Annotated in this window: 22 protein-coding genes; 18 read left to right on the top strand and 4 right to left on the bottom strand. The window is 42.8% G+C overall.

Annotation, left to right across the window (positions count from 1 at the left end; genetic code table 11):
* Positions 1-38 precede the first annotated feature (38 nt).
* From AC4JOV_RS11965 to AC4JOV_RS11920, 10 genes are all read left to right on the top strand, one after another.
* Positions 39-590, top strand: coding sequence for a DUF507 family protein (locus tag AC4JOV_RS11965; RefSeq protein ID WP_229937352.1), 552 nt, complete (start codon positions 39-41; stop codon positions 588-590).
* The gene (gene carA / locus AC4JOV_RS11960) at positions 590-1,711 is read left to right on the top strand and encodes a glutamine-hydrolyzing carbamoyl-phosphate synthase small subunit (protein ID WP_229937353.1); all 1,122 of its coding nucleotides are present in this window, start codon (positions 590-592) and stop codon (positions 1,709-1,711) included. Before AC4JOV_RS11965 ends, carA begins: the two co-directional genes overlap by 1 nt.
* Before the next feature lie 115 nt (positions 1,712-1,826).
* Positions 1,827-2,867 carry a D-alanine--D-alanine ligase gene (locus tag AC4JOV_RS11955; RefSeq protein WP_229937354.1) on the top strand — a complete coding sequence of 347 codons (1,041 nt, stop codon included), beginning with the start codon at positions 1,827-1,829 and terminating at the stop codon, positions 2,865-2,867.
* A gap of 365 nt (positions 2,868-3,232) precedes the next feature.
* Positions 3,233-4,702 (top strand): cytochrome-c oxidase, cbb3-type subunit I, encoded by a 1,470-nt coding sequence (gene ccoN, locus AC4JOV_RS11950; protein WP_229937355.1) that lies wholly within the window; start codon positions 3,233-3,235, stop codon positions 4,700-4,702.
* Between the two features lie 14 nt (positions 4,703-4,716).
* The gene (gene ccoO, locus AC4JOV_RS11945; protein ID WP_229937356.1) at positions 4,717-5,382 is read left to right on the top strand and encodes a cytochrome-c oxidase, cbb3-type subunit II; all 666 of its coding nucleotides are present in this window, start codon (positions 4,717-4,719) and stop codon (positions 5,380-5,382) included.
* A 9-nt stretch (positions 5,383-5,391) separates the two neighbouring features.
* Entirely contained in the window at positions 5,392-5,610 is a 219-nt protein-coding gene (locus tag AC4JOV_RS11940) for a cytochrome c oxidase, cbb3-type, CcoQ subunit (protein ID WP_229937357.1), read from the top strand.
* Positions 5,607-6,494: a c-type cytochrome gene (locus AC4JOV_RS11935; RefSeq protein ID WP_229937358.1), complete on the top strand. Its 888-nt coding sequence runs from the start codon at positions 5,607-5,609 to the stop codon at positions 6,492-6,494. Before AC4JOV_RS11940 ends, AC4JOV_RS11935 begins: the two co-directional genes overlap by 4 nt.
* Positions 6,495-6,506: 12 nt before the next feature.
* Positions 6,507-6,737 carry a DUF4006 family protein gene (locus AC4JOV_RS11930; protein WP_229937359.1) on the top strand — a complete coding sequence of 77 codons (231 nt, stop codon included), beginning with the start codon at positions 6,507-6,509 and terminating at the stop codon, positions 6,735-6,737.
* A gap of 121 nt (positions 6,738-6,858) precedes the next feature.
* On the top strand, positions 6,859-7,488 hold the full coding sequence (locus AC4JOV_RS11925; RefSeq protein WP_229937360.1) for a hypothetical protein: 630 nt from the start codon (positions 6,859-6,861) through the stop codon (positions 7,486-7,488).
* Positions 7,475-8,023, top strand: a complete 549-nt coding sequence (locus tag AC4JOV_RS11920; protein ID WP_229937361.1) for a FixH family protein — start codon at positions 7,475-7,477, stop codon at positions 8,021-8,023. Before AC4JOV_RS11925 ends, AC4JOV_RS11920 begins: the two co-directional genes overlap by 14 nt.
* A gap of 11 nt (positions 8,024-8,034) precedes the next feature.
* Here AC4JOV_RS11920 and hemN read toward each other — a convergent pair whose 3' ends face one another.
* A complete protein-coding gene (hemN, locus tag AC4JOV_RS11915) occupies positions 8,035-9,411 on the bottom strand; it encodes an oxygen-independent coproporphyrinogen III oxidase (RefSeq protein WP_229937362.1) in 1,377 nt (458 codons plus the stop codon).
* Positions 9,412-9,577: 166 nt separating this feature from the next.
* Between hemN and AC4JOV_RS11910 the strand changes: the two genes are divergently transcribed.
* From AC4JOV_RS11910 to AC4JOV_RS11880, 7 genes are all read left to right on the top strand, one after another.
* Entirely contained in the window at positions 9,578-11,947 is a 2,370-nt protein-coding gene (locus AC4JOV_RS11910; protein ID WP_229937363.1) for a PD-(D/E)XK nuclease family protein, read from the top strand.
* Positions 11,944-14,667, top strand: a complete 2,724-nt coding sequence (locus tag AC4JOV_RS11905; RefSeq protein WP_229937364.1) for a RecB-like helicase — start codon at positions 11,944-11,946, stop codon at positions 14,665-14,667. The genes AC4JOV_RS11910 and AC4JOV_RS11905 overlap by 4 nt, the downstream gene beginning before the upstream one ends.
* A gap of 73 nt (positions 14,668-14,740) precedes the next feature.
* Entirely contained in the window at positions 14,741-15,409 is a 669-nt protein-coding gene (locus AC4JOV_RS11900) for a response regulator (RefSeq protein WP_229937365.1), read from the top strand.
* 521 nt (positions 15,410-15,930) lie between these two features.
* Positions 15,931-16,353 (top strand): 50S ribosomal protein L13, encoded by a 423-nt coding sequence (rplM, locus tag AC4JOV_RS11895; protein WP_229938360.1) that lies wholly within the window; start codon positions 15,931-15,933, stop codon positions 16,351-16,353.
* Positions 16,354-16,355: 2 nt separating this feature from the next.
* Positions 16,356-16,745, top strand: a complete 390-nt coding sequence (gene rpsI, locus AC4JOV_RS11890; RefSeq protein ID WP_229937366.1) for a 30S ribosomal protein S9 — start codon at positions 16,356-16,358, stop codon at positions 16,743-16,745.
* A 270-nt stretch (positions 16,746-17,015) separates the two neighbouring features.
* Positions 17,016-17,576 carry an RDD family protein gene (locus AC4JOV_RS11885; protein ID WP_229937367.1) on the top strand — a complete coding sequence of 187 codons (561 nt, stop codon included), beginning with the start codon at positions 17,016-17,018 and terminating at the stop codon, positions 17,574-17,576.
* Between the two features lie 70 nt (positions 17,577-17,646).
* On the top strand, positions 17,647-17,865 hold the full coding sequence (locus tag AC4JOV_RS11880; RefSeq protein WP_229937368.1) for a hypothetical protein: 219 nt from the start codon (positions 17,647-17,649) through the stop codon (positions 17,863-17,865).
* On the opposite strand, the gene AC4JOV_RS11875 is transcribed toward AC4JOV_RS11880, so the two are convergent.
* The 3 genes from AC4JOV_RS11875 to AC4JOV_RS11865 all read right to left on the bottom strand — a co-directional run bounded on the left by AC4JOV_RS11875 (position 17,862) and on the right by AC4JOV_RS11865 (position 20,544).
* Positions 17,862-18,677, bottom strand: a complete 816-nt coding sequence (locus AC4JOV_RS11875; protein WP_229937369.1) for a peptide deformylase — start codon at positions 18,675-18,677, stop codon at positions 17,862-17,864. The genes AC4JOV_RS11880 and AC4JOV_RS11875 overlap by 4 nt on opposite strands.
* Positions 18,678-18,782: 105 nt before the next feature.
* Complete coding sequence (locus AC4JOV_RS11870) at positions 18,783-18,944, bottom strand: hypothetical protein (RefSeq protein WP_229937370.1); 162 nt, start codon at positions 18,942-18,944, stop codon at positions 18,783-18,785.
* Positions 18,945-19,071: 127 nt separating this feature from the next.
* Positions 19,072-20,544 carry an NAD(P)/FAD-dependent oxidoreductase gene (locus AC4JOV_RS11865; RefSeq protein WP_229937371.1) on the bottom strand — a complete coding sequence of 491 codons (1,473 nt, stop codon included), beginning with the start codon at positions 20,542-20,544 and terminating at the stop codon, positions 19,072-19,074.
* A gap of 251 nt (positions 20,545-20,795) precedes the next feature.
* Between AC4JOV_RS11865 and AC4JOV_RS11860 the strand changes: the two genes are divergently transcribed.
* On the top strand, positions 20,796-22,283 hold the full coding sequence (locus AC4JOV_RS11860; RefSeq protein ID WP_229937372.1) for an MFS transporter: 1,488 nt from the start codon (positions 20,796-20,798) through the stop codon (positions 22,281-22,283).
* The last annotated feature ends 2 nt before the right edge of the window (positions 22,284-22,285 follow it).

The raw sequence follows: 22,285 nt of genomic DNA, 5'->3' as shown, positions 1-22,285 counted from the left end.
GTTCGAGTTGCGGTATAATTTTAAAAATAAGGAGTAATATGAGACTTAAACCACAACAGACTGGATATATAGCCACAAAGATCGGTATCGACCTTGCCAATGCTCCTTTTGTAACGATGCCAAAAGGTAGAGAAGCAGTGGTAGAGGCTGCAAAAAAAATTATCGATGAGAACCTTGCCAAAGAGCGTGCATTGGATGAGAAGGTGAAGTCGATTTTGGCAGAGAATGATGAAGAGATCGAGTTTCAGCATGCCGATGAGAGACAGCTTTTCTTTATGATCAAAAAGAAACTGGCTCCAGAGTATGGTGTGATCATGAACTATGATGACAGATACAACGATCTGGCTCACGTGATTCTTGATGAACTCTATGAGAACTACCTGGCAGAGTATGATGTCAATGAAAATCAGATTAAAAACGTGATCTTTAAATCATTTAAAGAGTTTGCCAATGCGTATGAAGAGATAGATGATATCGTCTATAACAAGATCAAGAATATGCAAAAAGAGGTGATACCGGGTTCACAAGAGTATGAACTGCTCTATGAGAGACTGTATCAGGAAGAACTAGCTAAAAGAGGAATGTTATAATGAACAAAGTCTCACTCTATTTTGAAAACGGTCTCTTTCTTGAGGCGAAAAGTTTCGGTGCAGAGGGTACAAGTGTAGGAGAGTGTGTATTTAACACATCGATGACAGGATATCAGGAGATCGCGACAGATCCATCGTATGCAGGACAGTTTGTGACATTTACGATGCCCGAGATAGGTAATGTGGGATGTAATGCCCAGGATATGGAGAGCAGTAAAGCGCACTGCAAAGGGATCATCGTACGTAACTATCAGGACAGACCGTCAAGTTTCAGGTCTGAAGAGACACTGGCGGAACTTCTTAAAAAGCATGGTGTACTCGGGATCACGGATATCGATACAAGATACATCACGAAAACGCTCAGAGATGAGGGGGCTATGATGATGGTGGCTTCTACTGAGATCCACGATCAGGAGGAGCTCAAAAAAGTCTTGGAGAGTTCACCGCGTATCGAAGAGGTAAACTATATCGAGCAGGTGAGTACAAAAGAGCCGTATGTCCATCAAGAGGCACGTTATGATATGACTGAGTTTGCTTATGCAAAGCCTCAGACTAGCAAAAAAATCATTGCACTGGACTTTGGTATCAAGCGTAATATCCTCAACGAATTGACCCATGCAGGAATGGAAGTGACAGTTGTTCCGAACAGTATCTCCTCTTCTGAGATCATTGAGAAATTTGAAGCCAAAGAGATCGATGGTGTCTTCTTGTCGAATGGACCTGGAGATCCGCTGATCCTTAAAGAGGAGCAGGAGAAGATTAGAGATCTCATCGCAGCAAAAGTACCGATGTTCGGTATCTGTCTTGGGCATCAGCTTCTCTCTATCTCTCATGGATATGATACCTTCAAACTGCAGTTTGGACAACACGGCGGTAACCACCCTGTAAAGAATATGCAGAGCGGTACAGTAGAGATCACTGCACAAAACCACAACTACAACGTGCCTAATAGTATCGAAGAGGTGGCAGAGATCACACATATCAACCTTTTTGACAATACGATCGAAGGGGTGAAGTATAAAGATGCACCGATCATGTCAGTGCAGCACCACCCGGAAGCAAGTCCCGGTCCTCATGAGAGTGCTTATGTCTTCCAAGAGTTTGCAGAGATGCTAAAATAGGTAGTAGATAGCAGGTAGTAAGTAGCAGGTATGGAAAGTATCGCTTTGCGATACTTTGATGGATGATAGCTTTGGGGTATCGGTACCCCGGCATTAATGTATAAAAGAGAGAAGTATGAAATTAGCAATTCTTTTTGGTGGCTCTACCTATGAGCATGAGATCAGTATCGTCTCAGCGATTACGATGAAAAAAGTCTTTAAAAAGACGGAACTCTCTTTTATCTTTATCGATGCTGAGCGCCAATTTTATCTGATCGAACCGGAAAAGATGAAATCCAATTTTTTCAGTTCCGGTGCATATAAAAAGTCCAAAAAACTTGTTTTAAAAAGCGGGGCATTCTACATCGAAGGTATGTTCGGTTCCAAAGAGCTTGGTTTTGATGCGCTGTTGAATCTGATCCATGGAAGAGACGGTGAAGACGGAAAGATCGCATCACTCATGGAGTTCTATAACATTCCGTTTATCTCTCCGAGACTGGAAGCGTCTGCATTGAGCTACAACAAACTTTATACGAAGTTCCTTGCTGAGAATCTTGGTGTCAAAACGGTAGCCTATCAGCATCTCCCAAAAAATGAGAAGAGAAACTTGACGATGGAGTATCCTGTGATCGTCAAGCCGGTTCGTCTTGGTTCAAGTATCGGTGTCAGTATCGTAAAAAACAGTGAAGAGCTTGATTATGCGCTGGATGTCGCTTTTGAGTTTGATACGGATGTGATCATTGAGCCCTTTGTTGAGGGAGTAAAAGAGTACAACCAGGCAGGTACATTTACACGTGAATGGGAACTCTCCATCATAGAAGAACCGCATAAAGAGGAGTTTTTGGACTTTGAGAAGAAGTACATGGATTTTTCCCGTGACTCTCAGGTATTGTCAGCCGATATCGACAAGGAACTTGAATCAAAAATACAAAATACTTTCAAAAAGATTTATGATCCACTCTTTAAAGGGGCGATTATCCGCTGTGACTTCTTTGTCATAGAGGGAGAGGTCTACCTCAATGAGATCAATCCGATCCCTGGTTCAATGGCAAACTATCTCTTCAGTGATTTTGAAGCAATGGTAGAGAGAGTGATCCAAAATCTTCCGAAAGAACAGAAAATTCAGATCAGCTACGACTATATCCACTCTATACAATCTGCAAAAGGCAAAGCCTGATAGTGCCCATATCGGGTATGATCAAAAGAAGGGGGATATCGTATCCCCTGCCATCTTTCTACCTAATCCACCCATATAATTAAGAGTTATTATCTCCCATTAAAACTCTGCTGCTATTTTTGACATGATAAAAAAATAAGAGTATATTTCTCCTATAAAGTTTCGACGTAAAAACCCCCTCTAATTAAGACTTTTTATGTCCAATTAAAACTCCCCAAATGCCCACTGGTTGGGAAACTGTGGCGTTTTGTATCATCGAAACTTTTATCTATAAGCTTTAAGTAATTTAACATTAATTTAACACTATAATAGTCGTTGCATGTTGTGACTTTTTACAACATATGAAATTTTATAAGGAGGTATGCATGCAGTCAAACGCAGCATTGGAATATGACTATACCGTCGCAAAATTGTTTACATATACAGCAATTATCTTCGGTCTTGTTGGGATGTTAATCGGGACGCTAATTGCCGCACAGTTAGCTTTTCCTGAATTAAACTATCTATTTGGGGAATATGGTACGTTCTCAAGACTCAGACCATTACATACGAATGTCGTAATTTATGGTTTCACGGTAAGTGGAGTTTTCGCAACGTTCTACTATTCAGCTCAAAGGGTAATGAAAGTATCTTTTGCAGAATCGCCATTCTTGATGGCTGTAGGGAAACTACAATTTGTTCTATACGTTATCCTTGCAGCATGGATGGTGGTAACACTGTTTATGGGAGTAACAGCAAATAAAGAATACGCACAGATGGAGTGGCCGCTAGATGTACTGACAGTAGTTGTTTGGGTACTTTGGGGTGTGGCTATGTTCGGTCTTATCGGTATGAGAAGAGAAAAAGCGCTTTATATTTCTATGTGGTATTACATTGCCTGTTTCCTAGGGGTGGCAATGCTTTATCTATTTAACAACATGGAAGTACCTACATATTTCGCAGCAGGTGGACTTGGTAGTATGATGCACTCAGTATCTATGTATGCCGGTACAAATGATGCACTAGTTCAATGGTGGTGGGGACACAATGCGGTTGCATTCGTATTTACTGTGCCTATCGTTGCTATGGTTTACTACTTCCTTCCAAAAGAGTCTGGACAGGCAGTTTATTCATATAAATTATCACTTCTTTCTTTCTGGGGATTGATGTTCGTTTACCTTTGGGCTGGTTCACACCACCTTATCTGGTCTACAGTTCCTGACTGGATGCAGACAATGGGTTCAGTATTCTCTGTAGTACTTATCCTTCCATCTTGGGGTTCAGCGATCAACATGCTTCTTACAATGAAGGGTGAGTGGAATCAATTGACTGAAAACCCACTGATCAAATTCATGGTACTTGCATCTACATTCTATATGCTTTCAACACTTGAAGGACCGATCCAAGCGATTAAATCTGTAAATGCGATTGCACACTTTACTGACTGGATTCCTGGACACGTTCACGATGGTGTACTTGGTTGGGTTGCATTCATGATCATGGCTGCACTGTTCCATATGGCTCCAAGAATGTTCAAAAGAGAGATCTACTCTAAGAAGATGATGGAAGCACAATTCTGGGTACAGACAACTGCAGTTGTTCTTTACTTTACCTCTATGTGGATCGCTGGTATCACACAAGGTATGATGTGGAGAGCAGTAGATGAGTATGGTAACTTGATGTACTCATTTATCGATACAGTGACAGTACTTCACCCATACTATACGATCAGAGCAGTTGCTGGTGTATTGTATGTAGCTGGGTTTGTTCTGTTCGCATACAATATGTTTATGACGATAACGGCTTCTAAGAAAATCGAAGAAGAACCGCAGTTCAGAAGCCCTATGGCAGCATAAGGAGGTAGGTTATTATGTTTCATTGGTTAGAAAAAAATCCATTCTTCTTTGCAGTAGGAGTATTTATTGTTATTGCGTTTGCAGGTCTTATCGAGATCGTGCCTAACTTTGCTGAAGCATCAAGACCGGTAGCAGGGCTTAAGCCTTACTCTGTTCTTGAGCTTGCAGGTAAAGAAGTGTATAAAAAAGATAACTGTATTGCTTGTCACTCACAGCTTATTCGTCCATTTAAATCAGAGACTGACAGATATGGTCAGTACTCACTTTCTGGAGAGTATGCTTATGATAGACCGTTCCTTTGGGGATCAAAAAGAACCGGTCCGGATCTTCACCGTGTAGGTAACTACCGTACAACAGACTGGCATGAAAACCATATGTGGGATCCAACTGCGGTTGTTCCAGGTTCAATTATGCCTGCATATAAGCACCAGTTTACTAACGCAGCTGATATCGAAACAGCATATGCTGAAGCGGTAACTGTTAAAAATATCTTTGGTACACCGTATGGTGATGAGTTCCAACCTTCAAAAGAAGCGTGGGAAGCACATAAAACAAAGGTACTTGCTGAAGCAAATGCGATCGCTGCTGATATGAAAAGCCCTGAGGTTAAAGCCGCTCTAGAAAGAGGGGAAGTACCTGAGATTGTTGCGTTGATCGCATATCTTAACAGATTGAAGTAAGCAGAAAAAATGGACCTTAGAGAACTTCAAGGCTATGCCAGTTTCTTTATGACCATTTTTTTGGTGATAATGTTGTATGGATATATCATACATCTATATAGAAGTGAAAAGAAGGGCGAGAAGGATTACGAGAAATACGGGAATATTGCGTTAGACGATGAGATCGACAGCAGACCTGTAGATGAAAAATCCGAGGCTCAGAGTGAAAAGAAGGAGCAAAACAAATGAGTAGTTTGATGATAAAAGCTTTAGCTTTTGCAGCAGCATTGATCGTTGCAACTTTGGTAGTTGTAAAACAGATGAATGTTAACCTGGATGACCCGATCAACCAGTTGACATTATTTGGTGCAGTTGCAATTGCAGTACTTACATTTGGTGTATCAGCAAAATATGTCAACCAGATGAAAACAGACAAAGCAGGTGGAGAACTTGCTGAAGAGAATTGGGACGGTATCGGTGAGTATAAAAATGAACTTCCTGGTGGATGGGCATACTCTTTCCTCGGTACATTGATCTGGACAGTATGGTATTTCCTATGGGGATACCCAGTGAATGCATACAGCCAAATCGGTCAGTACAATGAAGAGGTAAAGGCGTACCAGGCTAAGTATGAAGAGAAGCATGCTAACCCGGATCAGGCAACACTGAATCAAATGGGTAAATCAGTTTACTTGGTACAGTGTGCACCATGTCACGGTATCACAGGTGACGGTCTTTCCGGAAAAGCACATGACTTTACAGCAAGAATGAGCAAAGAGCAAGTACTAGATGTGATCAACAACGGTCAAAACCAGCTTGGTTACCCTATGGGTGCAATGCCGGCAGGTATGGCAAGCGGTGCAGATGCTGAAGCGATCGCTGAGTATGTTGCAGGCGGTATGAAAGGTGAAGCACCGGCTATGTTCGCAGCATGTACATCATGTCACGGAGCTGACGGTAAAGGTAACATGGGTATGGCACCAAACATTGCCGGATACGATGATGCATTGATCCATAATGTTCTTACAAACGGTAAGAAGGGTACTATCGGTCAAATGCCGTCATTCAAGACGATGATCACACCTGTTCAAGAAAAAGCATTGACTGTTTACCTTCAGTCACTGCAGTATTAAGAAGGAGTAAGCATGGCAGAAAATACTAGTAGAAGTGTATTCGGTCTTCATGGTGTTACGGGAATGTTGATAGCAACAGTATTGTTGCTTTCAATCCTTGTTTTCCTAACATACGGTGCAATTAAAGTTCAAAGTGCAAATGCTACAAATGCATATGACCCGACTCCAATTACAGGTAGTTTGGATAATGTAAAGATGAAGAGCAAAGACAATGCAGACTTTGCCTTCCAAGATGCTAAGTAGTAAAAGGATAAACAATGATTACTATTATGGATAAAGTATTAGCGTGGGGTATGGTAATTACTGCTATCATTACACTATGGGCAGTTGCAACTCCTAACCACCTATTTATAGGATAAATTATATGAGCAAAGTACAAGTAAGGGCAACCTTGCTTGCTTTGTTACTTCCACTACTTCTTAACGCAACACATATACTTCACGAAAATATTTTAAAACCTCAAGCTTCTGAGATGATTGAGGAGATGGGCAAAGAGTTATCAGAAAAAACAGGCATCAATGCCTATGTTGTGGCAACGAACGAGTCCTTTCCTGAAAGATATAATTTTGTAGAGTACAGCAAGAAGTATGAAAGTAATATGAGCAAGCCCTATGTTCTGTTTATTTTTGCACCCTATGCAGTGATTACCGAAGAGTCGGGACAAAAAGGCCGAATCGCCTTTATCGCTTCTTCAAATGAAGTAAAAAAACTGTATGATTACGACGATGTAAGAGATGCTGCAATTGATATCGTTGCAGTAAAAGACAAGAACAGTGATGAGGATAAGCACAATATCGGTGTAGTACAATCCTACTCGACATTGGCAGACCAGATCGCAGCGTCGAAAGGTGTCAAGATGACCACGACGATTCCGGATGAGACAGGGTATATTATTACGATACTCAAAGTATTTGTCTATTCTGGGGCTATCTTTGTCTTTTGGATCTTCTTATTGAGACCACTGATCAAGAGGATAAGATATGGCAAACAATAAAGAGAAAACCTACTGGCCGCATATGATACTCGGGTTTTTTATCCTGGGTATTACTTTGGGGTATTGGACTGTAAAGTCAGCATCAAGCTTACCCGTTCAAGAATCAAATGATTATATGATGAAATATCAGACGGCAGACCTTAATATCAATGAGATCATGGAGAAGAAGGTTGCTTTTGACAATCAGTACTCCATAGAACTTATCGGTAAAGAGACGATGAAGGTGAAGGAGAATGTAAACTCCAAACGTATACAAGAAGATCCCGTCGTACTCTCGAAGGGTGCCAATGCGTTTACCTATATTGTTACGAAGAAAAACGGAAGTATTGTAGTAGATGCCGATATTTCATTTATGTTGACCAGGCCTCACACACGGGAGGATGACCTGATGATCGAGTCGGTACCTTACCACAGCGGTGAATATACTATCCAGGATGTCAATATCACAAAACCGGGGAGATATACATTGCAGCTTCGTGCAAAGGTGGGCGATACTATCGGATATTCAGAGATACCTGCGTATCTTAAACCCTAAACTATGACGATCTAGATCGTCATAGAGAAGATTCTATTTTCAGGCTGTGCAGCCACCAATCTCAGATCAAAAGCCATACAGACGTTTCGTACAAACATACGACTGGACTCTTTGACTACAACTTTTTCTTCATAGATCTCGATCAGATCATCCTCTTCCATCTCTTTGAGACGATCAAGTATTTCAGGCATATTATCCAGTTTCATCTTCTCATCACTCCAAGAGGTTTCAAGGTTACACATGAGGTTCAGGATATGCTTACGTACGATCAGGTCCTCTTGCGTAAGCAGATGCCCTCTAAATACAGGTAGTTTACCCTCATTGACTCTACTGATATAGTCCTCTACACGTTTTTCATTCTGAGCGAAGCTGTACCAGCTGTCCGAGATGGAGGACATGCCAAGCCCGATCATCAGCTGTGTCTTTCCTGCGGTATACCCCATAAAGTTTCTGTGCAGTGTATGGTTCTTCATCGCCTTGTAGAGTTTGTCTGTAGGCAGCGAAAAGTGATCCATCCCGATCTCTTCATACCCCGCTTCGAAAAAGAGCTGTTTACCCAGCTCGTAAAGCTCTCGTTTGTACTCATCTTTAGGCAGATCATTCTCATCAAATCCTCTCTGTCCTACCCCTTTGATCCAAGGCACATGCGCGTAGCTGTAGTAGGCGATACGGTCAGGCATCAGTTTTACGGTATTGGCAATGGTTGTTTTGATATTCTCTTTGTTCTGGTGCGGCAGGCCGAAGATGATATCATGAGAGATCGACTCATAGCCGATTTTTTTGGCAAGGGTGTGGATCTTCTCTACATCCTCAAAGCTCTGGATACGGTTGATCGCTTTTTGTACCGTCGGGTCATAATCCTGGATACCGAAACTGGTACGTCTGAATCCAAGATCATAGAGTGTCTGCAGCTGTTCTTCCGTCGTGTTATTCGGATGGGCTTCAAAGCTGTAGTCATAACTCTCGGGACGTTTTGCATAGGCGAAGATGCCATCGATCAGACGTTTCAGGTTTGCTGCTGAGAAAAATGTCGGAGTTCCTCCACCGAGATGTATCTCACGGATAACCGGTGTCTCTTTCAAAAGGTCAACATAGAGTTTCCACTCAGCAAGCAATGCGTCTATATAGGGATCCTCTACAGAGTGTTGTACCGTGATATGCTTATGGCAGGCACAGAACGTACAGAGATTTTCGCAATAGGGCAGGTGAATATAGAGACTGATCCCTTCAGTCTCATTACTCTCATCAAATGAACGTTTCACCGTCTCTTCCCAGTTCTCTATCGAGATCCCCTCTTTATCCCAAAACGGTACAGTCGGATACGAGGTGTATCTTGGTCCCGGAATATTGTACTTTTGTATCAGTGCTGCGTTTTGAAGCTCTGCCATCACTATCCTTCCTAACTTTTAAAATCCTAAGATTATATCCAAAAGGCACTATTAGCAAAATTATATCATTAGATGTCAATATGGGATAGAGTGGCTAAACTTACAACGGCTGTGATATACTACACCCTATGATTACAACGATAATGCAACAGAAGAGATACCGACCATGTTAAATTGCAGTGAACTTCATGTCTATCCTACCTCCAGAGCACTAAGAGAAGTCAGTGCATCATTGAAACAAAGTGAGGGGTTTCTACCGACGCTGATGCGTATGGATGAGTTTGAAAACCGGCTGATTTTGCTTGATGGCAAGACTCAGGTTGATCCCCTGCATCGTATTCTTTTTCTGAGAGAGGCTGCCAGGTTTGAATCATTTGAAGGGCTCAATATCGATCTCGATCTTATCCGTTTCTTTACACGCTCTGATGCGATCTTCAAATTTTATGAAGAGTTGGCAGCCGAAGGAGTCGGGTTTGACAGACTGCGGGAAGCCGATGCCTATGCCGAGTTTGACACTCACCTTGATATCCTTGAACAGCTTTTGGACAACTATCATCATATACTTGAGGAAAGAGGTCTTACTGATAAAGCATTTATCCCTGCAACCTATGAGATCAATGAAGGGTTTGTACAAAACTATCAAAAGATAGAGGTGCATCTGGAGGGATATCTGAGCCGGTTCGAACTGGAGCTACTGCAAAAAGTCTCTCAACGTGTACCTCTGGTTATCCATTACAGTACCAGCAGGTTCAACAGGAAAATGCAGGAGCGGTTCGCAGCATATGATGTGGCAGTTCCTCTCAATGCTGATGTTTCGATAGATTTTACCTCCGGAAGCATCCTGCAGACGGTGTCCAACAGTTCCAAGGTCAATGCGCAGGTCTTTCAGGTAGGTGAACGTAGTGAAGAGGTCGCTCTGGCTTTTGAGAAGATAGAGGAGATGGTACAGCGGGGAATATCTCCTGAGAAGATTGTTGTGATCCTGCCAGATGAGAGTTTCAAAGCTTACTTCTCTCTGTTTGACAGGTTGAATAATCTCAACTTTGCAATGGGATATGACTATAGTGAGGGAAGAGTCTATAAGTCTCTGGAGGTACTTTCACGTTATCTCGGAGGCTTTGAACAAGAAGATGCTCTGTTGTTGCAACGGTACGGTGTGGAGCTGGAAAAGGTAAGAGAAACGATACCTTCCGGAGTATGTGATGTCAAGCGGTTCACCCAGACATTGGATACACTCAACCTGCTGGATATATCTTTAGAAGAAACGACTGAAAAAAAGGTACAGTCCAATGAAAGGGTCTATGAAAAGTACCTGCAGTTTATGCATACCTTTCAAGAGGAGGAACTGAGGTTTAAGGAGTGGCTCTATCTCTGGATGAAGGCACTAAGCAACATTACGCTGGATGATGTAAGAGGCGGTAAAGTGACGGTGATGGGGGTACTTGAGACGAGGGGTGTCTCCTTCGAAGGTGTGGTCATCGTAGATTTCAATGACGGTATCGTCCCTGCCAGCTCAAGCAAAGACCAGTTTCTCAACTCGAGTGTCAGGGCTTTTGCCGGCTTGCCGACACGGAATGACAGAGAATCGTTGCAAAAGCAGTACTATAAAAGACTGCTGGAAGAGGCAAATGAGGCAGTGATCATCTACGCCAGCAGTGAGAACAGGCTGCCTTCAAAATTTCTCTATGAACTGGGGCTGCAGGAGGCTAAGGAGGCGGAGGCTTCACTTGCACTGCTCTACAGTGAGCCAAAGCAGACCGTTGAAACAGAAGATCCTGCAGTCACCTCATTTGATGCCAAAGCCATTACCTGGTCAGCTTCCAGGCTCAAAACCTTCCTGGAGTGTAAACGTAAATACTACTACCGGTATATCCATAGGATCGATGCAAAAAAAGAGGAAGAGAAAAATGAAGGGGCTTTTTTACATGAGCTTTTGGAGTATCTCTTTAAAGAGCAAAGTCACTACTTCTCTATCGAAGAGATGGAGGGGAAGCTCTACCGTCTGATGGATCAACTACTGCCTGGGGATGATGCCAAAACCAACTATCAAAAACTGCTCTGGAAAGAGAAGCTCAAAGGGTTTATCTCAAGTCAGGTTGCCCACTTCGAGTCCGGATGGGAGGTAGTAGAGCGCGAGAAGGAGTTTTCAGGCGAGATCGGCGGATTGCGCTTTAAAGGGCGTATCGACCGTATCGACCAGGATGCGACACGCACGCTGGTGCTTGACTACAAAAGCGGCAGTACGGCAGAGGCGCAGAAGAGCCGAAACCTTGAGACACTGAAGGACTTTCAGATGAGTATCTACCATCATCTGCTTGAGAAAAAGTACCAGAATGTTTCACTGGCCTTTGTCAAACTCTTTGAAGAGGGGAAGATCGAGGAGATCACCGCGCTGGAAGCCAAGAACGAGCTTTTGGCAGAGCATATTATCGAACTCAAACAGACGAGTTCTTTTGTAGCAGAGAAGTGTGAAAAGCTCTCTACCTGTACCTACTGTGAATACCAACTGATGTGTGAGAGAGGAGAGTATCTATGAGTTTCAAACCGTTTTTGGCCTATTCGGCGAGTGCGGGGAGCGGTAAGACCTTTGCGCTCTCTGTGCGTTATCTCTCTTTGCTCTTTATGGGAGAGTCAGCCAGTTCCATTCTGGCAGCGACCTTTACCAACAAGGCGGCTTCCGAGATGCGCCAGAGGGTGGTGGATTCTCTGCGTAACCTGGAGAGGGATGAAGCGTTTCTGAATGCGATCTGTGAAGAGACGGAGTTAAACAGGGAAGAGCTGCTTGAGAGACAACCTGAGGTTTTGTCAAAGTTTCTTGCCTCGACTTCACATATCGTTACGCTGGACAGTTTCTTCTCCTCGATTTTACGTGCAGCATCACTCGAGCTTGGCCTTGAGCCTGACTTTGTGACAAAAGAGCAGGGAGATGATGCCCTGGAGCGTCACTTTTTGGATGAGGTGCAGGCGCAGGGACTGCTCTCCTCACTGGTGAAGCTTGCAATGGATATTGAGGATAAACGTTTTGCCAAGATCTTTGATCTGATGCAGGGCTTTTATACGATCGATCCGCTTCTGCCTGAAGCAGAGAAGGTACATCACTCGGTACAGCGTGCCGAGGAGGAGTGTGAGTCGCTGAGGCTGGAGATGCTCAGAGTCCTGAAGGAAGCGGGGGCGGCCGCAAGGTCTCTCAAACAGTTCGAGACACAAACTGTCAAAGAGCTCTTTGGCAAAAAACTGTTTGAAAACGAGTTTTTGGGTGAACACTCCTGGTTTAAAAAGAGCATCAATGATGAGATCGAAGTCGTCTATGCCCGGCTCAAAGAGGCACTCAAGCTTTGGGCAACAGCCAAAGAGCAGGTGGTACTCTATAATCTCTTCAAGATCTATGACTATTATAAGAATGCCAAGATCACCAATGCCAAGTTCTCCGGTATATTGAGCTTTGATGATCTGACCTATTTTACCTATAGGCTCTTGCATGAGAGCATCTCCAGTGAATTTTTGTACTTCAAGATCGATGCAAAGTTCAAGCATATTCTGCTCGATGAGTTCCAGGATACTTCGACCCTGCAGTTTCTGCTGCTCAAACCGCTGATCGATGAAATATTTTCGGGAGAGGGACAGAGTGAATTCAAGAGCTTTTTTTACGTAGGTGATACCAAGCAGTCACTCTACCGTTTCCGCGGCGGGGTGGAAGAACTTTTTGACAAAGTGGCAGAACATTACGATATTACGATCGAACCGATGGATACCAACTATCGAAGCTGCAAACATGTGATAGAGCAGGTCAATCGCTGGTTTGAACCCTCTATGACGGGGTATATTCCCCAAAAGAGCAGACCCGGTGCCAAAGAGGGCTATGTGGAGGTGGTAGAGTCTGATGAGGTGATCGAGGAGGCGGTAAAACAGGCACAAGGATTGATCAAGCTGGGCGTGGATGTAGATGAGATCGCCTTCCTGGTCAGTACCAATAAGGATGGACAGCAGCTTCAGGAGGCCTGTGAATATGCAGGTATCGATACACTGCTGAAGACCTCAAGTTCACTCAAAAATATCCCAAAGATTGCTGCACTTGTCAGGATGACGGAGTATCTCTATCGTAATGAACGCATAGATGCCGAGGCACTATTGGGACGGGTGGGCAAAAGATTGGCGGATATCGATCTTAGCTGGTATACCCCTTTGATGCAGCCTCTGACAGTACTGGACAGGCTGGTACGTGAGTTTGGGTATTTTGAAGCGGACAAAAATATCCTGAAGCTACTGGAGTTCGCAGGAAGCTTTGGGGATATCCCTACCTTTATAGAGGAGTTTGAAAGCAGTACGATCGGGGTGGCTGAACACTCAGTACACGGAGCCAATATCATGACGATACACGGTTCAAAGGGTCTGGAGTTCGGTTATGTGATCGTTCTGGATAAACTGACCCGTCCAAACAGTGACAAGTCCCCGCTGCTTTTTCATTATGATGATACTCTGTTTGTAGAGGAGATCCTCTACCGGATGAAAGGCAGGGATCATTTTGATGATCACTATGCGCGTTTGATCGCTTCCAGAAAACGCTCAGAGATCAAAGATAGAAAAAATGTACTTTATGTGGCATTGACCCGGGCAGTGGAGGGGATGATCGTCGTGCGAAAAGAGAAGGATTCTATCTTTGATGAGATAGGCATCTCTCCCCTGAAGACCGGGGAGATTGAGGTTGTAGCGCCGGTATCCGAACGAGAGCAAAAAAAGACGCAGCAAACCACAGTGAAAATAAGTCATTACGGTACCCAGGAGATCATCAAAGAGGAAGAGGAGGAAGAGAAGGATTTTAACGCAATGCTTTTTGGATCGGCACTCCACTATACACTTGAGATGATGGTGCGCTTTGATCTTCCCAGCCTCGATAGAGCACTTGTCTCTCTACAGAACAGATATGGGCAGCAGCTGGATAGAGAGCAGATGAGAGAGATCCAAGTACGTATTGAGAGGCTTATAGGGGAGGGTGCTTTTCAAGAGCTGCTGTATGGTGCAAAAGTGAGTAAAGAGAGGGCATTTGCCTATAGCGGTGAGCTTAGGCAGGTGGATCTGCTTCTGGAGTATGAGGAGAGCTGTCTGGTGATAGACTATAAAAGTTCGAAGAAACATCACCTGAAACACCACTCTCAGGTGCAGGGGTATAAAAAGGCACTGGAGAAACTGACCGGAAAGCCGACAAGGGGAGTGATACTCTATCTTTTGGAAGAGCGTATTGAATTTAGTGAGGTATAAAATGTGGAGGGGTATCTAACAGTTATTATGGATTTTTTATTTTAACTTGAAGCGTAATATACTATAATACATCATGAAAATGAAAGTTTTGATCATTGAAGATGACAGTATTGTCGCGATGCATATCAGAGAGACTGTAGTAGGGCACAACCATGAGGTAGTCGGTGTAGCAAAGAGTGCTCAGGGTGCCCTGAAACTTGCTGAGCAAACCCCTCTTAATTTAGTAATCTCTGATATCAATATCGATGGAGAGATAGATGGTATCGAGTGTTGTAAAATGCTCCAGGACACCTATCATTGTTCAGTCATCCTGGTAAGTGCCTATAATGACCAGACTACGTTAAAAAATGCTTCTACACTGGACTTCACAGGATATTTGATCAAGCCCTTTCGTGAAGATGAACTGCTTACGTTGCTGGATCTCATCGTTTTAAGGGAAAATGACAAAAACCTCTATAAAAGAAAAAAGATCAATGATAGCTATGATTACTGTCCAATCCATCAAACTTTTTACCGAAATGAAGAGGTGATAGAGCTCACTCAGAAGGAAAAAAGCTTTTTAGAAGCGCTGATCAGAGCGAACGGGGCAATTGTCTCCTATGATCACTTGTCGGAGATGATATGGTATGGGGAAGAGGTGAGCGATGAAGCCCGTAGACAGCTTGTCTACAGATTAAAACACAAACTGCCGGATTTCCCATTGAAACTGGTCAAGGGTATCGGCTATAAACTGGAAGGATAGCTCTTAGAAGCAGTGCAATATCCTTCTATGTTGTGCCGAATCAACCGCCTGAAAAGTAACTAAAATAAAATTTTTCAAAAAATTAAGAATAAAAATTATTATTGTTACGTTCCTGTAACAATGGGTAGGTAATATTGCTGTAAGGGAGTGGAGACCAGCATATTTTTTTGGGGAAGAGGGGTGCCGGTTGATACAGCTTATCTTACTATCACTTATTTAAAATCATACATTTTAGCGCATGTTCAGTTTGAAGTCCGGTTTTTCTTATTCGCTTGAATGAGGCTGCATTCGGCATAGTTATCAGACAAATTCACAGAAATATTCGTAAAATAGAGTATTAAACTTAACTTAAACTTAATTTAAATAAATTTTAAGAATAACTCGATACAATCCGTCCACAAAAAGCATGAAAAGCGTCATGGAAAGCAAACTACGTTGCTTTTTTAGCTTTGAAACCGAGACGGTTATCATGAGATATGAGACCGTAAAGGGAAACAATAAAACAAGGAAACATCATGAAAATGACAAAAGTCGTAAAACCTCATGAAGTACAAAGAGACTGGGTTTTGATCGATGCTGAAGGTAAAACTTTTGGTCGTATCCTCACTGAAGTAGCTTCAATTCTTAGAGGTAAGCACAAACCATCATTTACACCAAATGTAGACTGTGGTGATTATGTAGTAATCATCAATGCTGAAAAAGCAGTATTCTCAGGTGCAAACAAATTGGAAGACAAAGAGTACTTTACTCACTCAGGTTACTTCGGTTCTACAAAGAGCAAAAAACTTGGTGATATGTTGGAAAACCATACTGAAAAACTTTATAAGCTAGCGGTTAGAGGTATGCTTCCAAAGACTACACTTGGTAGAGCAATGCTTAAAAAACTAAAAGTGTATGCAGGTGCTGAACACCCACACACTGCACAGATCAATAAGGAGGCGTAAGAATGGCAACTGTCTACGCAACAGGAAAAAGAAAATCAGCTATCGCTAAAGTATGGTTGACACCGGGTAACGGTGAAATCAGCATCAACGGTAAGACACTTGATCAGTGGCTAGGTGGTCACGAGACTCTCAAAATGAAAGTAAGACTACCGCTTGAAGCTACAAAGCAACTTGAAGCGCTCAACATCAAAGCGTCTACACTTGGTGGTGGTTATGCTGCACAAGCTGATGCTGTAAAACACGGTATTACAAAAGCGCTAGTAGAGTATGAGCCGTCTTTCAGAGCGATCTTGAAGCCAATGGGTCTTCTTACTCGTGACTCAAGAGTGGTTGAGCGTAAGAAACCAGGTAAGAGAAAAGCGAGAAGATCTCCTCAGTTCTCAAAAAGATAATCGGTCTTTTCTCAGAGCTCTGCTCTGGAAAATTCCTTCGGTGTTATACCGGAAATTCCTTCGGTCTTATGCCGAAAACTCTTTCGGTATCTTACCGATCTTTTTTACAAGAGGTTTTCCCTCTTGTCACCCCTTTATATTCTATTTTAAAATCTCATACATCAAAAACTCTATTTCATAAGATACTTTCATTATAGATATAGCAATGCATCATTTATTCAAGAGAGTAAAGCTATAATGTTTACTTAGAAAAAAGTAGGGGTAAAAATCATGGAAGCATCGGAAACAAGGCCATCATCATTGAATAAAGAAGCATGGTTACGTTATTTTGCCCGTGTCATAGATATTACTATCGGTACACTGATAGTAGGATCTCTTGTAGGGGTTATTATAGGCATTTTCTTTGTGATTCTTGGCGTAGATATGCATATATTATCCGTGATACCCGAATATATTTCTATGATTTTTGTCATGATGATCTACTTTTTTATAGAGGCCAATATCATTTCCAGTTTCGGTACGACTCCGGGTAAAAAATTATTGGGTATCACTGTATTCCGTAACAATGGAGAATATCTGGACTATAAGAGAAGTTTGAAGAGAACTTTTACTTTATGGTTCAAAGGTTTGGCTTTATCTCTTCCTATTATTTCGTTGATTACTTTGATCATGGCATATAATAGATATACTGACCACGGGATAACCTCCTGGGATGAAGCGTATGATGTAAAGGTCTCATGTCAACCTATTGGTACACTAAGGTTGGGTGCCGGTATAGCGGTTTGGATTGTTGCAATCATAATAAATCTAAGCGTATATATAGGTAATTAGATCTTTGACAGATTTAGAACCGATAAAGTATCTTAAAAAAATATCTTCTGAGAAGAAGAGAGGAGCTAGCATGAGAATATGGAAATACCAGGAAGAAAAAGATACGCATCTTCTGGTAAAACTTTATAAAGAGAATCACGGTGAAGGTGAATACCTCGGTGATATGGATGAAGAGAGTATCAAGAAGCTTATCTTGGAAATCAAGCCTGATGTAAAGATCGACCAGGCTTATGGGACACTGGCTTATTTCGGACTCCTGCCGCTTCTTGTCTTCAAGAAAAGAAACTAGCCAAGGATAAAATAGGCTCCGGCGGCCAGAGCGATCCCTGCGACTGTACGTTTAATGATCACCCCTATATTGTTTCCTATCTGACAGGAGCTGCACTGAGAGTATTTTTTTGCTTCATACTGCGCATAGAAAAAGAATCCTACCATCAAGGCGAAGACCATCGGCAGGATAAATTTATCCACCGTGTAAAGTGTACTTATGGTCTCTTTTGAGAGATCAAAGAGCGGTGCCAGAAGTGTGAGCCCCATGACAAAAAGCAGTTTGTCCGTGAAACTGACAAAGTAATCTTTTTTCGAAAAAGTAGGGCACACTTCTACTTCCGGGACCAAGCCGCAGTTTTTTAACGCTTCGAGTACATTTTCCTTATGTTCTTTGCTTACTTTATCTAGAAATGTCCCTCCGAAGAGATAATCCACCTTTCGCTGGAATGTCGCAGCATACTTTTTATCATCGATATCGATAGATTTTTGTTTACCGTTACGGTCTTCATAGATCACTTTGATACTTTGTGCACGGGGTATCGTTTGTGTAATTTCCGGATAATATACCGTACTCTCTTTAGAGTCAAATGTACCGTAGCTTCCGATGATCCTTGGGTTGATATATTCACTGTAGCTGCCGTCTTCCTCTTTGATAAGGACGATGTTATAGGGGTAGGCGATCTGGATTGCAGATAATGCATCAAGATCATGTTCGATCATTGTATCTCTGATATCTTCGATCACATCCCAAAGTGTTTGGTTAAAAGAACGTACATCTGTACAGGCGATATTGACCCGTTCATCCGGGTAGATAACAAGTTTTTGTACCATAAGCAACCTTATTCAACTATTTGTAAAAGCTAATTAAAATAGATAGTTTTTAAAAAGAGTTGGGAAAGTGTAGATTACTCCTGCCATGGGCAGGAGAGTGTCGTGTTAGTGGCTTTTGCCTACAACCACAATCATCTTAAGGTTGATCACGACAAATCTGATGATCTGCCAAAGTACGCAGGTTCTCAGAAATCTAACAAACCTCGTTGGTATCATTGTTGTAAAGTTTTGGTCATATGCGCGAATTCTCTCTTCTATCTGTTGCATTTTTTTCTCCTAAATGATTTATTTTTATTGTAACTGTTACTTTCACAGCTACGCGTTCAAAGCTATACATGACGAGCAACTCTCACGCAGAGAGTGCAAGCAGAAGGTCGTTTAATAGACGCTTTTCCTATTCAGGGATCAGTGTCCAGCCCGGCTTGAGTTTTGCTTTGTAGATGAACATATGGTGCAGGATATGTTTGATCCAGTGTCCCGCAAGTCCTATCTCACCGAAAGTATAGTCAAGGTCACGTCCCAGTCCAGGGTATTTGTCAAAGTCAGGTACGACCGGATAGACGGTCAATGCCGCTGCTGTACCGGTAGTGAGACCTTTCCCTGCTGATGCCACACATGCAGCACCCATTTCAGCCATGGAAGCTTCATGCAGGTGCGCATTCTCACCTTTCTGGATCATATCACAAATCGAGTGTGCAACTGCTTTACCGATGATACCGGAAGGCATCCCTGTTCTTGGAGGCGTCGGGTTGATCGGAGTACCGTTTGGCGAACTCATTGGCTTGGAGATAAGGTGCGGCGGTGCAAATGCGATACCACATGCAAAGATATTTTTGAATTCAGGATTTTGATAGGTTCTTGGCCAGTCACTTGCTTTCCACTCTTCATATGGTTTTGGCGTATAGTCCGCATCCACTTTCAGGAAGCCGTTTGGTGCAAAGATCTTGTCAGTCATATCTGAACCGTCTTTATCGTAGGCTTTTAGGCCTACCCCTGCGAATGGCGGGATCAGCATGGCAAAGTCGAACTCCATCTCTCCGGTACTACCGTCAAGGAGTTCATACTCAAGTTTTCCGTCTTCTACTTTGCTTACATGTGCACCGATCGTCCAAGGGATCCCTCTCTCTGAGTAGAGTGATTCTGCAAAAAGTCTGGAACTTGCTGCGTATCCACCACGCTTCATATGAAGCCCGCCGATACCGAAATCACCGAGGAACGACTCATTTGAGATCCAGTTGATCTCAACCATATCCCTTACGCCGGCTTTTTTTGCTTCATGTTCAATGTTGAAGATATACTCAAATGCCGCTCCCTGGCAGGTACACATACCGTGTCCTGTACCGACTACAATTTTCTGTTTTTTCCCTGCTTTTGCTTTTTCAAATATCTGCTGAAGCTCAAGGTTCGCATGGAGTGCGTGATCTGCTGTACATACTGATACTGTATGCTCACCGATACCGCCTTTTCCGTCACCCAGTCCAGGAGTCGCATCGAAGTTCAGTTTAGGTCCTGTTGCATTGATCAGATAATCGTATGTGATCTCTTCAGTCGTTCCCTCTTTCCCTTGAACCGTATATTCAATCGTGATATAAGGCGTGTTGCTCTCAGCTTTTCCATTTGGATGAATTGAGACTGCTTTTGCCTGTCTGTAATCAATCCCCGCCTTTGCATAGACAGGCGCAAGAGGAAATACTACATCCTCTTTTGTCATTTGTCCCACACCTACCCAGATGTTGGATGGAATCCAGTTCCATTGAGAGTTTGGTGTGACGACGACTACTTCGTGTCCCTCTCCTAACCATTTTTTTGCGAATGTTGCAGCAGTGTGTCCAGAGACTCCACCACCCATAACTACCAAACGTGCCATTTCCTTCCTTTTTTCTAAAATAATTTCGTGAACATTGATTCTATGAAATAAAATGTTAAATATATATTAATTTTATTGATTTTATATGTTTAATTAATTTTTATATTTTTTTATTATATAAAACATAATTCAGTATTATATGATTGATTTTCTTCCTGAGTGTCGATGAGAGATAGAGGCTAATGAATTCTATGCTACTATTTTGACTTCATAGATATCCTATAGATAAGTGAGAAGAGGAGATACACGCATTGAAAGATCTTTTGTTGACTCCGATACGTGCGATAAGGCTGCGTTATCTACCGTTGCTGCTGATATATTTTGCTTATGGTTCCAGTGTATTTGTTGCTATTGCCAGGGATTTTTGGGTGAAAAAAGAGTTAAGTCTGAGTGCGGAAGATCTGCTGGTACTGAGTGTCTGGTTGACGGTACCCTGGACCATCAAGATGATCTTTGGACAGCTGGTAGACTCTGTAACACTTTTCGGATCCAACCGGAAGATCTACGTTTTTATCGGGGCACTCCTGATCACGATCAGTACACTGATGCTGATCGATGTTGTAGGGGAGCATACGCTCTTCTCTATGTATAGTAAAGAGCATATCTATATCCTTGCTTCAGTGATCGGTGTCGTAGGATTTGTGATGCAGGATGTCGTGGCAGATACTATGAGTACAGAGGTGATTGATCGTACACAAAGCCCTGAAGAGATCAAAAAAGAGCTTGCTATGATCCAGGTACTTGCAAAACTTTCACTCGGTTTTGCCATCTTTGTCATGGGATGGCTGGGGGGTGAGATGGCAGCTATCTACAGTTATGAGACCGTTTATACACTTTCGCTTTTTATTCCTCTTCTTTCAATCCTTGGAGTAAGTTTTGTCAAACTGAATCCGGTACCGGTTTCACCGCTCAATAAGCAGGTGCTCTTCGGTGGATTCGCCTTTGCCGTATTTGTGATCTTTGTAGGGTATAACGATATTCCCTACTCCCAGGAGATTGTTTTTGTGATCTCACTGGGGGTTGTGCTCTATCTGCTGCGAACGTTGATAGAGGATCTTGATCCGAATACGATTCACCATATCAAGATGGCGATGATCGTGATCTTTGTCTACCGGGCAATGCCGAGTGTCGGACCTGCACTGCAGTGGTGGGAGATCGATGTCCTGAGATTTGATGAAGCCTTTTTTGCCAAACTTGCAATGATAGGCGGGGGGATAGCTCTTGCCGGGATGTGGTTCAGTTCCAAGTTCATTGTGGATCAATCGATCTCAAAAGTGCTGATCTTCCTTACTATTATAGGGACGATCCTCTCTATGCCGGTACTCGGGATGTATTATGATCTGCATACGATGTTGGGTCTCGATGCAAGAACCGTGGCACTGGTAGATACGGCGATCGCATCACCTTTTGAATATATTGCCGGAGTATTGATGCTGACCCTGGTGGCGATCTATGCACCGGAAGGCAAAAAAGGGACATGGTTCGCGCTGATGGCATCCTTGATGAATATTGCACTCAGTGCGGCGGGGATATTCAGCAAGTATCTCAATAAACTTTTTGTCGTGACACGCGAGGTCCGGGAGAATGGCATCGTTGTCGTACCTGCAAATTACGATGAACTCGGTATTCTGCTTTGGACGGTTATTTTAGTCGGTCTCATTCTCCCGATCGTTACCATATGGAAATTTAATCCCGATCCGGATGGAAAAAAGAGGCGCTCTTCCGAATCCCGTGCTTGACA

The organism is Sulfurovum sp. MH2-6 (assembly GCF_058374785.1).
The sequence above is the reverse complement of the archived record's forward strand: the minus strand, read 5'-3'. Positions and strand labels throughout refer to the sequence as shown.